Source organism: Streptomyces sp. NPDC058685 (assembly GCF_042714725.1).
Taxonomy (GTDB): Bacteria; Actinomycetota; Actinomycetes; order Streptomycetales; family Streptomycetaceae; genus Streptomyces.
Map to the genome: position 1 here is coordinate 1 of NZ_JBHXSL010000037.1, position 14,315 is coordinate 14,315.

12 protein-coding genes are annotated in these 14,315 nt (G+C 70.8%); 5 read left to right on the forward strand and 7 right to left on the reverse strand.

The features are described from left to right. Nucleotides 1-133: 133 nt before the first annotated feature. A complete protein-coding gene (locus ACFWU3_RS25585; protein ID WP_384442006.1) occupies nt 134-601 on the reverse strand; it encodes an RDD family protein in 468 nt (155 codons plus the stop codon). Nucleotides 602-832: 231 nt separating this feature from the next. Between ACFWU3_RS25585 and glnA the strand changes: the two genes are divergently transcribed. Further along, entirely contained in the window at nt 833-2,242 is a 1,410-nt protein-coding gene (gene glnA / locus ACFWU3_RS25590; protein WP_313946752.1) for a type I glutamate--ammonia ligase, read from the forward strand. 240 nt (nt 2,243-2,482) lie between these two features. On the opposite strand, the gene ACFWU3_RS25595 is transcribed toward glnA, so the two are convergent. The 5 genes from ACFWU3_RS25595 to ACFWU3_RS25615 all read right to left on the reverse strand — a co-directional run bounded on the left by ACFWU3_RS25595 (nt 2,483) and on the right by ACFWU3_RS25615 (nt 8,602). Continuing rightward, the gene (locus ACFWU3_RS25595) at nt 2,483-4,321 is read right to left on the reverse strand and encodes a CHAT domain-containing protein (protein ID WP_384442009.1); all 1,839 of its coding nucleotides are present in this window, start codon (nt 4,319-4,321) and stop codon (nt 2,483-2,485) included. Between the two features lies 1 nt (nt 4,322). Beyond that, nucleotides 4,323-4,745, reverse strand: a complete 423-nt coding sequence (locus tag ACFWU3_RS25600) for a hypothetical protein (RefSeq protein WP_384442012.1) — start codon at nt 4,743-4,745, stop codon at nt 4,323-4,325. A gap of 176 nt (nt 4,746-4,921) precedes the next feature. Further along, complete coding sequence (locus ACFWU3_RS25605; protein WP_384442015.1) at nt 4,922-6,748, reverse strand: choline/carnitine O-acyltransferase; 1,827 nt, start codon at nt 6,746-6,748, stop codon at nt 4,922-4,924. A 13-nt stretch (nt 6,749-6,761) separates the two neighbouring features. Next, nucleotides 6,762-7,619 carry a class I SAM-dependent methyltransferase gene (locus ACFWU3_RS25610; protein WP_384442018.1) on the reverse strand — a complete coding sequence of 286 codons (858 nt, stop codon included), beginning with the start codon at nt 7,617-7,619 and terminating at the stop codon, nt 6,762-6,764. A 113-nt stretch (nt 7,620-7,732) separates the two neighbouring features. After that, nucleotides 7,733-8,602 (reverse strand): arpA protein, encoded by an 870-nt coding sequence (locus ACFWU3_RS25615; RefSeq protein WP_384442021.1) that lies wholly within the window; start codon nt 8,600-8,602, stop codon nt 7,733-7,735. Between the two features lie 184 nt (nt 8,603-8,786). Between ACFWU3_RS25615 and hemC the strand changes: the two genes are divergently transcribed. After that, nucleotides 8,787-9,722: a hydroxymethylbilane synthase gene (hemC, locus tag ACFWU3_RS25620; RefSeq protein WP_384442024.1), complete on the forward strand. Its 936-nt coding sequence runs from the start codon at nt 8,787-8,789 to the stop codon at nt 9,720-9,722. Nucleotides 9,723-9,814: 92 nt separating this feature from the next. On the opposite strand, the gene ACFWU3_RS25625 is transcribed toward hemC, so the two are convergent. After that, nucleotides 9,815-10,963 carry a serine hydrolase domain-containing protein gene (locus ACFWU3_RS25625; RefSeq protein ID WP_384442027.1) on the reverse strand — a complete coding sequence of 383 codons (1,149 nt, stop codon included), beginning with the start codon at nt 10,961-10,963 and terminating at the stop codon, nt 9,815-9,817. A gap of 153 nt (nt 10,964-11,116) precedes the next feature. On the opposite strand from ACFWU3_RS25625, the gene ACFWU3_RS25630 reads away from it, so the two are divergent. The 3 genes from ACFWU3_RS25630 to ACFWU3_RS25640 all read left to right on the forward strand — a co-directional run bounded on the left by ACFWU3_RS25630 (nt 11,117) and on the right by ACFWU3_RS25640 (nt 14,311). Then, nucleotides 11,117-11,710: a GNAT family N-acetyltransferase gene (locus tag ACFWU3_RS25630; protein ID WP_384442030.1), complete on the forward strand. Its 594-nt coding sequence runs from the start codon at nt 11,117-11,119 to the stop codon at nt 11,708-11,710. Between the two features lie 204 nt (nt 11,711-11,914). After that, the gene (gene rox, locus ACFWU3_RS25635) at nt 11,915-13,381 is read left to right on the forward strand and encodes a rifampin monooxygenase (RefSeq protein WP_384442033.1); all 1,467 of its coding nucleotides are present in this window, start codon (nt 11,915-11,917) and stop codon (nt 13,379-13,381) included. Nucleotides 13,382-13,468: 87 nt separating this feature from the next. Continuing rightward, nucleotides 13,469-14,311 (forward strand): MOSC domain-containing protein, encoded by an 843-nt coding sequence (locus ACFWU3_RS25640; protein WP_384442036.1) that lies wholly within the window; start codon nt 13,469-13,471, stop codon nt 14,309-14,311. Nucleotides 14,312-14,315: the final 4 nt, after the last annotated feature.

Here is a 14,315-nt window from a genome sequence, read left to right on the forward strand (position 1 = left end):
GCCGGGACATGTGTCCCGGCCGCCCCTTCTCGCCTGCTCCGCCGCCTGCGCCTGCTCCCCTGCTCTGCCGCCCGTGCCTGCTCGGTGTGCGCTTTTCAGTGCCGCGACAGGGCAGAGCCTGCCGGGAGCGGCACTAGATCCGGACCTGGACGGCGCGGGCCAGGCGGTCGTGCAGTCCACGGCCGTCCCGGTCCCAGATGAGAGCCGGGATCGCGAGGCAGAGCAGTACGGTCCGCACGGCGACCCGGACGAAGCCCAGCCGGCCGCCCTCCTCGGACACGACACGCAGCCCGAGCAGCCGCTTGCCGGGGGTGAACCCGACCGTGCCCACGGTCAGCAGCCCCAGGGCGAGGAAGATGCCGAGGGCCCAGTTGCCGGCCGCCTGCCGGTCACCCTGGGCAAAGAGTCCGTATGCGATCAGGAGGCAGAGCCCCCAGTCGACGAAAAGGGCGCCGAAGCGCCGCCCGAGCGGGGCGATGGAACCCGGCCCCGACTCCGGCAGACCGAGTCGCCGGCCCCGGTGTCCGAAGTCGGCGCCCATGTCCTCGGCCGCCGCGCGGGGGCCGGACAGCCACGATCCGATTGCTTGCCTGTTGTCCACCCGTCCACGGTACTGCGCCCGCATTCACGCCTTTCCGCCCGGGCCCCCGGCCGTTCCGCGCGCGCATGTCACTCTCTCGATCCACCCCGCCCGGTTAACTTGGGCGAAACAAATGGGTCATGCTGGAGAAATCCCGTCTGCCTAAGGTCGGGTCCCAGCGTGTGCCACCGCACTGGCCGCACAACCGAGCTGCAACCCCGCCCCTCCCGGGTCGGGAGTAGGAGGAGTTGGATGTTCCAGAACGCCGACGACGCGAAGAAGTTCATCGCTGACGAAGATGTCAAGTTCATCGATGTCCGGTTCTGCGACCTGCCGGGCGTGATGCAGCACTTCACGATCCCCGCAGCGGCGTTCGACCCGGACGACGAGCTTGCCTTCGACGGCTCGTCGATCCGCGGCTTCCAGGCCATCCACGAGTCCGACATGGCGCTCCGCGCGGACCTGTCGACCGCCCGGGTCGACCCCTTCCGCCGCGACAAGACCGTCAACATCAACTTCTTCATCCACGACCCGATCACGGGCGAGCAGTACAGCCGCGACCCGCGCAACATCGCCAAGAAGGCCGAGGCCTACCTCGCCTCGACCGGCATCGCGGACACCGCGTACTTCGGCCCGGAGGCCGAGTTCTACGTCTTCGACAACGTCCGCTTCCAGACGTCGGCGAACGAGAGCTTCTACCACATCGACTCCGAGGCCGGCGCCTGGAACACCGGTGCGCTCGAGAACAACCGTGGCTACAAGGTCCGCTACAAGGGCGGCTACTTCCCGGCCCCGCCGGTCGACCACTTCGCCGACCTGCGTGCCGAGATCTCCCTGGAGCTGGACAAGAACGGCCTCCAGGTCGAGCGCCAGCACCACGAGGTGGGCACCGCCGGCCAGGCCGAGATCAACTACAAGTTCAACACGCTGCTGGCCGCGGCCGACGACCTGATGCTCTTCAAGTACATCGTGAAGAACGTCGCCTGGCGCAACGGCAAGACCGCGACCTTCATGCCGAAGCCGATCTTCGGCGACAACGGCTCGGGCATGCACGTCCACCAGTCGCTGTGGCAGGGCGGCGTGCCGCTGTTCTACGACGAGCAGGGCTACGCGGGCCTGTCGGACACCGCCCGCTACTACATCGGCGGCATCCTCAAGCACGCGCCGTCGCTGCTGGCCTTCACCAACCCGACGGTGAACTCCTACCACCGCCTGGTCCCGGGCTTCGAGGCGCCTGTCAACCTGGTGTACTCGCAGCGCAACCGCTCGGCTGCGATGCGTATCCCGATCACGGGCTCGAACCCGAAGGCGAAGCGCGTCGAGTTCCGCGCCCCGGACCCGTCCTCGAACCCGTACCTGGCGTTCTCGGCCCTGCTGCTCGCGGGCCTGGACGGCGTCAAGAACAAGATCGAGCCGGCGGAGCCGATCGACAAGGACCTCTACGAGCTGGCCCCCGAGGAGCACGCGGGCGTCCCGCAGGTCCCGACCTCGCTCCCGGCGGTGCTGGACGCGCTGGAGGCGGACAACGAGTACCTCCAGGCGGGTGGCGTGTTCACGTCCGACCTGATCGAGACGTGGATCGACTACAAGCGGACGAACGAGATCGCCCCGATCCAGCTGCGGCCGCACCCGCACGAGTTCGAGCTGTACTTCGACATCTAGGAAGACCCCGGGTCGGAGCGGGTTTCCGCTCGTCCGGGCCGTGTGTGGGCCGTCGGCCGTGCACTTCCCTCACGGGGAGGCGCGGCCGGCGGCCTTTCGCCTTCCGCCGGGGAGCCCCGCAACCGGGCCGCGCCTCGGAGCCACCCGCGGACCGGACTGTCCCGCACGCCCTACGGGCATGACCTCAATCGCCGGACGGGCCGGCAGTGCGGCCCATTGAGACGCCGCGCCCCCGTGCGTTCACGCGCCGAAGTGTGTGAACGACGCCCACACCGACGCAGGGACGCCCAGCTCGTGCGATCGCCGTATCGCCTGGCCGAGCGCGAGCGTCGCCGACGTGTGCGACAGCGCGCGATGCGTGTCGACCATCAGGTCCACCGTCTCGTCCTCGTCCGGCACCGGCCACAGCGCGCCGATCACCGAGCGGGCGCCCATCGCCAACAGCGCGGCCGGGAAGCCGAGCTGCTCGTCCGGGAGGTCACCGGCGATGCTTCCCAGTTCACAGGCGGACAGGACCACGGTCGCTCCCGGACGCAGGTCCCGCTCCAACAGGCTCGACAAGGGCAACCGGTCGTCGAGGAGCAGCGACGAGGTGAGCGGCTCGTCCGACTGAAGATCGCCGTGGCAGGCGAGATGGATCAACGACGCCTCGGACATGCGCCTGACGATGTCTTCCGGCACGCCACCGCTGCCGCCCGGGCCGGTCCCCGCGCCCGCCCCGCGAAACGTTCGCAACGGGTCTCCACCCGTGCGTGCCCGGTCTCCGGGCACGGTCTCCCCCGGCTCCCGGGACAGTCGCGGTTCGACACCGTGCGCCGCCGCGACTTCTCGTGCCTCGGGAACCGTCCGTGGAATCTCTCCCGCGCCGTACCAGGGATCCGCCGCCACGAATGCGTCCTTGCCGGCCGGGAGCGGCCACGTGGATGCCAGGAACAGAGCCCTGCCGGAGGGGACCACGGTCACATCCAGCAGGCCGCAGGCAGGCGTTCCGTCCACCGGGGAGAGAGGGGACGCGTACAACGGAAGCAGCGCGGAGTGCCCCAGCGGTACGAGAGCGATCCTGGCGTCCCGGAGATCCGGCCAGCCGCTGAGCATCGGCTCCCAGAACGCCGAGGCCACGCCGTCGAGGACGCTGCGGATCACCCTGGCGAGTGCCTTCCTGCCGATGCTTCCGCTCTGCGCCCCGGCGTACGCCTCCCGGATCCGATGCACCTGGCCGCGCACGGCGTCGATGTCCAGGCCGGGGAGTTCGACGCTTTCGCACATCTCCCGTTGGGCATCGGGAGGATTGATCCGCAGTGCGGCGCCGCTCCTGGGACCTGGGGCGAGATACACGAGGGTCCGCCCGCTGGAGGCTGCGGCCCGCACCGAGGCGACGGCAAAGGGTGAGGTGACCAACCCCTGTCTTCCGGCCGGTGCCTCCCGGGCCAACCAGTCCCGTTCGAACGTCTGCTGCATGATCTCCGGCATGCCGAGACCGGACTCCTTGGCCCGCTTCGCCGCTCTGCGGGTCTGACGGAAGGAGACATCCGGTTGCCGCACAAGCGCGTCCAGGAGCTGCTGGAGCGCCTCGGGCCCCTCGTCTTCGACGGTGGCCGTCAGCTCTCTCGCCACCATCCGGTCGCCGAGCGACAGCGAAGTGATCGCCTCGGCCACCATGACGCCCACGAGAGGCGCCCCGCAGCGATGCCCCGCGTAGGCGGCGAGCATGGCCACGCCGCGCATCTCGCCGAGAAGATCACGCGGCATGGATTCACCACGACGGCCGAAGAACGCCTCCGCGGACGCACATGCCGTGGCGAAGGCGAGTCCGGAGGTGGTGGCGCGAACCCAGTCCACGCCGGTGCTGCACTCGATCTGGAACGACAGGCGCGCGGCAGATTGCAGCGGCCCGGCGACGGCCGTGGACGGTGCGTCTCTGGCCAACTCCATGACCAGCTTCATCTGGAGATCCCAGACGTCGTCCCTGACGTCCTCCAGCCCCGTTCCGCCCGCCATCGCCGCGTTGAAGCGGTCCTGGATCTCTTTGTAGGCCCGCGCCGAGGCCAGGTACCGCGATTTCTCGGATCGGCCGAGCACCTCAGGCTGTCCGGTCCTCGCTGCGGCTTCCGCTCATCGCCGAGGCCAGCAGCCTGGCCAACGCCTCGGTGTCCGGTTCCGCCGCACTGTCGGCCGGTCCTGTGCGGGTGATGGTGACCCGGGACTCCGTGTCGCCCACTCGGACGGTGAGCTCGGCCGCGAACCCCCCGAGCGGCTCCGCTGCCCGCCGTCGGCCGCTCCAGGTCCGCACCTGCTCGACGAATGACGCGATGGCGTCCCGGCCCAGGATCACCGTGACCAGATTCGCCCCCACCCCCAAGCCCTGGTCCGCGACGGTGATGACTCCCTGTGCCACCTGCGCCCACTGGTCCGGGCTGCGGAAGGAATCGACTGAGTCGAAGTCCTCACGGTCCAGGAACTCCCAAAGATCCGCGGGCACTTGGACGTGCATCTGGTTCCCCATGGGCCGAAGCTAGCAGCCGTCGTCGCACCGACAGGGGCGAATGACAAACTGCCCACCGCCGCCGACAAGGGGCAGAGGCCGTGAAAGACGCATCGATGCTTCGATACCCGATGATCACGCGAGGGGGCCGCCACCCCCTTCGGGATGGCGGCCCCCTCGTCACCGGCCGATGCGTGTCAGCGCTCCGAACCCTCCGGTGACAGAAGCTCCCTCAGCTCCGCCACCACTCCCCGGAGCTCCTCCGCGAACGTCTCCATCTGGTCCGCCACCGCCCGTGGTGTGCTCAGGTAGAGGTTGAAGCGCTCCGGGAGCAGCACGTACGCGATGCCGATGCAGCGGCTGCTCGTCGAGCCGAAACCGAAGTACTGGATGTTGGCCGAGGGGGCCGAACTCGTGCTGAGGTAGTCGTCGCGCATCGTCAGCCAGCCCGGAGTGCGGTACAGCCCGGGCTGTACCGGTACGCCCAGTTCCGCGCCCCGGCGGCGCTGGATCAGTTCCAGCTCCCACAGGTGCTGTTCGGGGACCTGGCCCGCCTGGGACTCCTTCGCGCGGGTCACATGCGCCCGGGCAGCGGCGTGGAAGGCCGCGCGGCGGGTCGCGGTGTCCGTCGACGGGTCTTCCATCGTGTCCGTGAAGGTGACCATCTCGGGGGTGACGACCCGCATCGCCTCGGTGCGCCCGTACCGGTACTGCCGGGTGGCGATCGACTCGTACGTGGCGCCCAGGTGCCCCTTCGCGCGCCGGTGGGCGAGCTGGTAGGCGACCTGGACGAAGGCGTCCGGCGACACCCCGAGCGCTTTCGCCGCGCTGCTGCCGAAGTCCTCGAAGGACACGGTCCTGGTGGCCGTGTCGGCCCCGTACGCGGCGAACGCCTCGGCGGCCGCCCGGGCCCGGTCGCGCTGCGCCTCGTCCAGTTCGAAGACGATGGGCTCCAGGGCCGGCATGCCCTGCGGGCGGGCGCCCGACCGCCGGGACTGTTCCTCCGCCGGGGTGTTCAGCAGCGCGTCGACGAAGCTGAGGATGGTCGTCCCGTCCAGTTCGCAGTGCTCCACGTTGATACCGGCCCGGCCGTCCGCGAACACGATCAGGGACACGGCCTTGTCGAACCAGCGGTTGCCGCGGTCGCCGTACAGCAGTTCGTCACAGGCCTCCTGGATGCCCGCCGGGGCGAAGTCCTCCAGAGCGACGCAGAACAGCGCGGTCTCGATGTCCTCGATGGCCGCCGCGTTGACCGGGTGGCCGGTGATCAGGGACTCACGGGTGGCCGCCCACTCCGCGCGGGCCATGGTGGTGAAGTGCCCCGCCGAGGTGTCGGCGGAGGGCTCTCCCCCGGCCTTCATGACGGCGCACAGGCCCGCTTCGAGGTCCTCCAGGCTGTGCGGCGCCCCGTCCGGTCCGAGCACGTCCAGCCGGAACATCGCGCCGCGGAAGAAGACGACGATGTGCCGGGCCGGGGACGGCCCCGGGCAGGCGTCGGTGTACGGGGCGCGGACGGAGTCGAGTTGCGCCCCGGGGATACGGGTGGTGGAGAACAGGAAGGCGTTCTGCACCATCGACTGGGGTACGCCCCGCTGCACCACCGGCTCGATCAGCCCCTGGTCGAGCCGGCTCTTGTAGTCGAGGGCCCCGGCGATGAGCCCGGCCGCGCGTTCCACCTGCGGCTGGTCGGAGTCCTGGAAGAGGAAGAAGAAGTTGGCGTTGAGCGCGATCCGGTCCCGGCGGCCCAGGTAGCGGTACGGCCAGAAGGTGTCGAGCCAGCTGTGCACGCCCTCGGTGGCGTCGTACTCCTCCAGCGCGCCGTGCAGGACCCGGCCGGGGCCGTCCGGGCGGAGGAACTCGGCCACCTCCGCCCGCGTCGCCTCCAGTTCGCCGGCGGACAGCAGCGGCGCGCACCAGGTGAGGAACCGCTCGCAGCTCGCCTCGAGGGCGGGCAGCGGTACCCGCGGCAGGCTCTCCTCCTGGGCGAAGGTCGCATTGCCTGCTGCTTCCTGACTGATCTTCACTTCTGTACTCGATTCAGATCGTGGTGGGCACGGGTGGTGTGTCCTGCGGCCGGGAGAGATAGAGCTGTGCGTGGAGCCAGCCTTCCGCCTCCAGGCCCCGCGCATCCACCCCCGCGGCCGACATGCCGTCGAGGACGAGGGCCTGCTCCTCCGGGGAGGCGAAACGGCGCTGTTTGAAGACCTCGTCGACGAGGATCGTCCGGTAGCCGAGGCCCTCCAGGGCGCGTTCGACGGAGTCGAAGGGGAACATCCGCAGCACGAAGTGGGCCATCCACGGCCGGCCGCCCTCCTGCGCCTCGACGACGCGCAGCAGGGTGCGCTCGGTGACATAGCCGAGGCAGCCGGTCGAGATCACCAGGTCGGTCCCGGCGAACTGGGCTCGCTGGCGAGGGGTGGGCTCGTTCCGTTCGAGGTCGGCGTGGACGGCGTCGTCGAGGAAGCCGGTCTCCCGGGCGTAGTCGAGCGCGGGCGCCGAGGTGTCGAGACCGACCACGCGCAGGCCGTTGGCGGGCCGCCGCGACCGGGACAGCCCGCGGTCCCGTGCCACCAGTTCCTCCCGCGACCGTGTGTCCTCCTCGGCACGGGCCCGGTCCTCGTCGCCGCAGTAGCGGGCGTACAACTCGTCCATGGTGGCGTCGTACTTGAGCAGGGCGGCGTTGATGCCGTACGAACAGCCGATGTCCAGTACCTGGGGCACCTCGACGTGCCGGGCCTCCCGGTACTCCTTGATCAGCTTCTCGAAATAGGGCTTGGCCTGCTGGGGAACGCAGTAGCCGAGCGGGCGCAGCACGCTGAAGTAGGCGCGCGGGTCCGGCTGTGTGTAGATGTGGTCGAGCGTGACTTTTCCGGTCGCGTCGAAACGCACAGGCATGACTCCTCGATGGGTCGCCAGGGGGAAATGCGCCGGGGAAACGGCGGCGGGTCACCGCGCGCCGGGGCCGTACGCCGGCCGATCGGCTGCTCGGCCGGCATCCGGGCCGTACGTCAGTCGAGCAGCCGGTCGCCGCGGACCGCCCGGCCCTCCGCCTCGATGTGGTCGGGCAGCACCCGACCGAAGAGCTGGCGGGTCCTCGCCACACTCCCGATGACGCCGGGCCGCTCGCTGTACGCGAAGATCGCGGAGTGGCGGGCGAGGCCGCCGCGGACGGGGCTGACGCGGTGCAGCGAATAGCGGCCCTTGAACAGCTGGAGGTCGCCGGGTTGCAGCGGCAGCCGGCGGACGAGCCGTTCGCCCCGCCCCTCCAGCACGTCCCGTACGTCGTCGAAGCGTTCATCCTCGGCGGACCTGATGCCGGGGCAGTACTCGAAGACGCCGCCCGCCTCGGCCTGCTGGGTCAGCATGCTCACGGTGAACTCGTTCGTGTCGAAGTGCCAGGGGTGTTCCATACCGGGCTCGACGACATTGAGTACGAGACCGGACAGCGGGTCGGCCAGTTCGTGCAGTTCGGGCAGGCCGAAGCAGCGGGCGACGAAGGACTGGACGTCGGGATGGGTGTACAGCCGGCTGATGAGGGAGGCTTCGGGGACCCGGTCGCGGGCGACGAAGGCGTTGCCGCGCCGGAACGTCGTCCGGCCGGGGTGTCCGTCCGGGAGGTCGGAGTCGACGGCGATGTTGTAGACGTTGACGGTCTCGACGTCGAAGTGGGCGCGAGGGGCGATGTCCGCGCACTCCTGCCGGAGCACCTCGCGCAGGTCGGCACGGATGAAGTCCGTCAGTACGGTGCAGCCGGTGGCGGCGAGTTCGCGACGCGCGCGGGACACGACCGCCTGTCCTGCGGCGCCTTCGAGGTCGGACAGGGGGTAGCGGGCGGTGTCGACCACATGGTCGAGTGGCAGGGCTTCCAGGGTGCTCATTCGATCAGTCCCTCATCCTTGATCTCAACTCACCTGAAGAGCAGCAGAGTTGAAGCTCCCACAGCACCGCCGGGTTGTCTGTGACTCGTCACACTGCGCAGAGGGGTGTGGCCGGGCGGTGAACGCGCCGGGAGTCCGCCGGGAGTGGAACGATCGTCGAGCGGGACGCTCTATGGTGGTCGGCATGTCTGCGCCCGATCTCATCCGTATCGTCTCCCGCTCGTCGCCCATGGCACTCGCCCAGGTCGAGCGCGTCCGCGCCGAACTGACCTCGCTGCACCCCGGAATCCGTACGGAGGTCGTGCCCGTCACCACCTCCGGGGACCGCTGGATGGGGGACCTGGCCAAGCTTGGCGGAAAGGGCGCGTTCACCAAGGAGGTGGATGCGGCGCTGATCGCCGGGGAGGCGGATCTGGCGGTGCACTGCGTCAAGGACGTGCCCGCGGACCGGCCGCTGCCGGCCGGGACGACCTTCGCCGCCTTCCTGGAGCGGGACGACATCCGGGACGCCCTGATCCACCCCGAGGGACTCACCCTGGACGAGCTGCCGGCCGGGACCCGGGTCGGTACCTCTTCGGTGCGCAGGATCGCGCAACTGGCCGCCTCGCACCCGGAGCTGGAGTGCGTGCCGATGCGGGGCAACGCCAACCGGCGGCTGGAGAAACTCGCGGCCGGGGACGCGGACGCGCTGCTGCTCGCGGTGTCCGGTCTGGAGCGCATCGGGCGTGCGGACGTGATCAGCGAGGTCCTGTCCGTCGAGACGATGTGCCCGCCGATCGGTGCGGGAATCCTCGCGCTCCAGTGCCGCGAGGACGACACCGCGACGATCGACGCGGTGAGCGGTCTCGGCGATCCGGCCGCCCACCGGGAGGCGACGGCCGAGCGGATGTTCCTCCACGTCCTCCAGGGCCACTGCAATTCGCCGATCGCCGGGTACGCGCGGGCGGAGCGCTCCGGGGACCTGTCGCTGCGGGCGCGGGTCTTCACGCCCGACGGCAAGCGGGTGCTGAACGCGCACGAGTGGGCGGGCCCGCTGGACCCGGCGACACTCGGGACGTCGGTGGCGGTCGCGCTGCTGCGGCAGGGTGCACGGGAGCTGATCGACGGGATCGCGCACTGAGGTCCCACCGGGGCGCGTGACGGAGGCGTACGCGCGGGGCCCGGCGCCACGGCCCGTACGGCGCCGGGCGCCCCGCCCCGAACGGCCGCGGCTCAGGCGTCGGCCGCGTACCGCCAGAACTCGCGCATCAGGGCCGGCGGGGTCGGCCCGCCCATCTCCCGCTGGGTCAGCAGGATCGAGACCGTGCCGGTGGACGGCGTGATGTGCGCCGCCGTCCCGGTGCCGCCGACCCAGCCGTAGCGGCCCGGTACGTTCCAGGGATCGACCGGTGCGACGTCGACCGATCCGCCGAACCCCCAGCCCTGACCCTCCAGGAACAGGTGGCTGTCCGCGCGCTGGGACGCCGTCAGATGGTCGGTGGTCATCTGCCGCACCGACGCTGCCGACAGCAGCCTGCGGCCGTCGACGGTCCCTCCGGCGAGGAGCATGCGGCCGAAGGCGAGCCAGTCGTCGGCGGTCGAGACCAGCCCGCCCGCACCGGAGGGGAACGCGGGCGGGGTGCTCCACTGCCCGTCGGGGGCGTCGATCAGGTCGAGGCCGCCCGACTGCCCCTCCCGGTAGGCGGAGGTGAAGCGGTCGAGTTCGCCGGCCGGGACGGCGAAGGCGGTGTCCCTCATGCCGAGCGGGTCGAACAGCCGCGTGTGGAGGAACTCGGGCAGCGGCCGGCCGGACGCGCGGGCGATCAGTACACCGAGGATGTCGGAGCAGGTGTTGTACAGCCAGGTGTCGCCCGGCTGGTGCAGCATCGGGATACGGGACAGGGCCGCCATCCACGCGTCCGGCCCGGCGACGGTCTGCGGCTGCGGCGGGCCCTGCTTGAGATCGCCGAACAGCGGGGCGACCGCCGGCAGGGAGAAGTCGGACGGGAAGCCGTATCCGGCGCGGAAGGTGAGCAGGTCGAAGAGGGTGATCGGCCGGGCGGCGGGGACCACGTCGTCGACCGGGGCGTCCGGGGTACGCACGACGACCGGTGACGCCAGCTCCGGGAGCCACGCACTGACCGGCTCGTCGAGCGCGACGAGGCCGTCGTCGACGAGCATCATTGCCGCGGCCGCGACGACGGGCTTGGTGATCGAGGCGATGCGGAAGATCGAGTCCCGGGCCATCGGGGCGGTGCCCTCGGCGTCGAGGGACCCGGCGGTCCCGACCTCGACCCGGTCGCCGCGGGCCACCAGAGCCACGGCTCCGGGCACCGATCCCTTGTCGACCTGGTCCTTCAGGATGTCGTGCAGGCTGGTCATCGCTCCGCCTTCTGCTCGCCGGGTGCCGTCGCAGAGACAGACTTCCACCGCGCCGGAGAATCATCGGCGGGCGCGTCGTCACACCTTCCCGCATTTTGCACTAGTGCGATCACATGTTGCGGCTAGTACATAATCCGGCTAGCGTCGGTGCGCATGCCTGCCACGATGCCCGCGCCCGTCACGCTGACCGGCCACCATGTACGCCTCGAACCGCTCACCACGGCCCACCTCCCCGACCTGTTCGCCGCGGGCGGCGGTGACGACGAGGTCTGGCGCTGGCAGGGCGGGCCGACACCGCACACCCAGGACGCCCTGGGCGAGAAGCTCGACGCTCTGCTCGACAGCGCCGCGCGCGGCACGTACATCCCCTTCGCAGTCGTCCACCGCCCCACCGGCCGGGCGGTCGGCTGGACCACGTACATGGACATCGACGTGGAGAACGAGCGCCTGGAGATCGGCTGGACCTGGTACGGCCGCGCCTTCTGGCGTACGGCGGTCAACACCGAGACGAAGCTGCTGCTCCTCACCCACGCCTTCGAGGAACTGGGCATGGGCCGCGTCCAGTTGAAGACCGACCACATGAACCTCCGCTCCCAGAAGGCGATCGCGCGCCTCGGGGCCCAGCGGGAGGGAGTCCTGCGCCGTCACCGGCTGCGCCCGGACGGCACCTGGCGGGACACGGTCTACTTCTCGATCCTGGCCGACGAGTGGCCGACGGTGAGGAAGGGGCTCGCGGCCCGCCTCTGAATCGATCGAAGGACGCCCGGAGACGACGAAGGGCAAGGAGGGTTCGACTCCTTGCCACTCTCAACGTATAGCGCACCGGGGGGCTTGCGGCAAGGCCCCGGTCGTCCCGCAGAATGATCCGCCGAAGCCAGGACCTGCGGAAACAGCAGATGCGCGCTCAGCGCGCGGACGGCCGGAATCCAGTCTCGTTGAATGGGCGTTTCGATGATTGACGTGATCGTGGTCGGCGGCGGACCGACCGGTTTGATGCTGGCCTGCGAGTTGCGGCTGCACGGCGTGCAGGTGGTCGTGCTGGAGAAGCTGAACGAGCGCACCGGGGAGTCCCGCGGGCAGGGTCTGCACGCGCGCAGTGTCGAGGTCATGGACCAGCGCGGCCTGTTGGACCGGTTCCTCGCGGTCAGTGAGAAGTTCCGGGTCGGCGGTCTCTTCGGCGGCATCATGAAGCCGTGGCCGGAGCGGCTGGACACGGCGCATCCGTACGGTGTCGCCACCCCGCAGCCGGTCACCGAGCGGCTGCTGGAGGAGCGCGCCGTCGAGCTCGGCACCGAGATCCGGCGTGGCTGCGAGGTCGTCGGGCTGAGCCAGGACGAGCACGGGGTGCGTGTCGAGCTGGCGAGTGGGGGCGCCCCCGCCCATGAGGGCGTAGCCGGCGGGGGACGCACGCACCTGCGCTCGCGCTATGCCGTCGGGTGCGACGGCGGCCGCAGTGCCGTGCGCAAGCTGCTCGGCGTCGGTTTCCCCGGCGAGCCGTCGAGGGTCGAGACGCTGCTCGGCGAGATGGAAGTGGCCGAGGACCCGGCGACGATCGCTGCCGTCGTCGAGGAAGTCCGCAAGACCCAGCTCCGCTTCGGCGTCGCCCAGGGCACGGACGGGGTGTGGCGGGTCGGTGTCCCCGCCGAGGGCGTTGCCGAGGACCGCGCGACCGCACCGACCCTCGACGAGTTCAAGAAGCAGCTGCGGGCGTACGCGGGCACCGACTTCGGCGTGCACTCGCCGCGCTGGCTGTCCCGCTTCGGCGACGCCACCCGGCAGGCCGAGCGCTACCGCGTCGGCCGGGTGCTGCTGGCCGGCGACGCGGCGCACATCCACCCGCCGACCGGCGGACAGGGGCTCAACCTGGGTGTGCAGGACGCGTTCAACCTCGGCTGGAAGCTGGCCGCGGCGGTCGACGGCTGGGCGCCGGAGGGCCTGCTGGACAGCTACCACACCGAACGGCACCCGGTGGGCGCCCGCGTCCTGACCAACACGCGGGCGCAGATGACCATGCTGGGAAGCGATCCGGGCGCGACCGCCCTGCGGGAGCTGATCGGGAGGCTGATGGACTTCGAGGAGGTGAACCGGTACGTGACCGGGATGGTCACCGCGGTCGAGGTCCGCTACGACTTCGGCGAGGGACATGACCTGCTCGGCAGCCGCCTGCGGGACGTACAGCTCAAGCGCGGCCGCCTCTACGGGCTGATGCACGAGGGCCGCGGCCTGCTGCTCGACCAGACCGGCCGCCTCTCGGTGAAGGGCTGGGCGGACCGGGTCGACCATGTCGTCGACGTCAGCGAGGAACTGGACGCGCCCGCGGTCCTGCTGCGACCGGACGGCCATGTGGCATGGGTGGGCGAGGACCAGCGGGACCTGGTGGCCCGGCTGCCGCGCTGGTTCGGCGCGCCGACGGGCTGAGCCCGGCTCGCGGGCGGGGCCCGGGCCGTACCCGGCCTCGCCGGTCCCCGTCCACTCCCCCGGCACTCGCCCGTACGATCGGACAGCATGGGGATCACTGTGCAGAAACTGACGTACTACCCGGTCAAGGGCTGTGCCGGGACGGACGTCGAGTCCTCCCGGGTCGGGGAGACGGGGCTGGAGCACGACCGTACGTTCATGGCCGTCGACGCCGTCGACGGGTCCTTCCGCAGTCAGCGGACGCTGCCGGCGATGGCCACCGTCCGGCCCGAGATCGTCGACGGCGGTGCCGTGCTGCGGCTGTCCGCCGACGGGGTCGGGAGTCTGCTGCTGGACGTCGACCACGACGGTGAGCGGCGGCCGGTGAGCATGTTCGGGCGCGACATCGGGGAGGGCGCCGATCAGGGGGACGACGTGGCGGAGTGGTTCTCCGAAGTGCTGGGGGCGAAGTCACGGCTGGTGCGGGTGCCGCCGGGGCTCGACCGGGACGGGTGGGGCGAGACGCCCGGCAAGGTGGGGTTCGCCGACGCGCATGCCGTCCTCGTCGCCTCGCAGGCTTCGCTGGACGGTCTCCACGCACGGATCGAGGCCGCCGGGGCCGCGCCCGTTCCGATGGACCGCTTCCGGCCGAACATCGTGCTCGCCGGCTGCGACGCACCGCACGCCGAGGACGACATGCGGCAACTGGACATCGGTACGGCCCGACTCGCCTATGCCGTACGGGCGGCGAGGTGCGCGGTACCGATGGTGGACCAGCGCACCGGGCTGCGGGCCGGTCCCGAACCGATCCGTACGCTCGCCGGGTACCGGCGGGAGCCCGCGTACGACAACAGGGTGAGCTTCGGCATGAAGGCGGCGGTCGTACGGCACGGCACGCTCGCCGTGGGCGACACCGTGGTGGCGGCGACGGCGTCCGGCCCGGCTGTCTGAACTC

What these genes read in the sequence shown, in the direction of transcription:
- ACFWU3_RS25630 (WP_384442030.1), top strand. Translation starts at nt 11,117, where the DNA reads ATGCCTGCCACGATGCCCGCGCCCGTCACGCTGACCGGCCACCATGTA.
- ACFWU3_RS25610 (WP_384442018.1), bottom strand. Translation starts at nt 7,619, where the DNA reads ATGCCTGTGCGTTTCGACGCGACCGGAAAAGTCACGCTCGACCACATC.
- ACFWU3_RS25625 (WP_384442027.1), bottom strand. Translation starts at nt 10,963, where the DNA reads ATGACCAGCCTGCACGACATCCTGAAGGACCAGGTCGACAAGGGATCG.
- rox (WP_384442033.1), top strand. Translation starts at nt 11,915, where the DNA reads ATGATTGACGTGATCGTGGTCGGCGGCGGACCGACCGGTTTGATGCTG.
- hemC (WP_384442024.1), top strand. Translation starts at nt 8,787, where the DNA reads ATGTCTGCGCCCGATCTCATCCGTATCGTCTCCCGCTCGTCGCCCATG.
- glnA (WP_313946752.1), top strand. Translation starts at nt 833, where the DNA reads ATGTTCCAGAACGCCGACGACGCGAAGAAGTTCATCGCTGACGAAGAT.
- ACFWU3_RS25600 (WP_384442012.1), bottom strand. Translation starts at nt 4,745, where the DNA reads ATGGGGAACCAGATGCACGTCCAAGTGCCCGCGGATCTTTGGGAGTTC.
- ACFWU3_RS25615 (WP_384442021.1), bottom strand. Translation starts at nt 8,602, where the DNA reads ATGAGCACCCTGGAAGCCCTGCCACTCGACCATGTGGTCGACACCGCC.
- ACFWU3_RS25640 (WP_384442036.1), top strand. Translation starts at nt 13,469, where the DNA reads ATGGGGATCACTGTGCAGAAACTGACGTACTACCCGGTCAAGGGCTGT.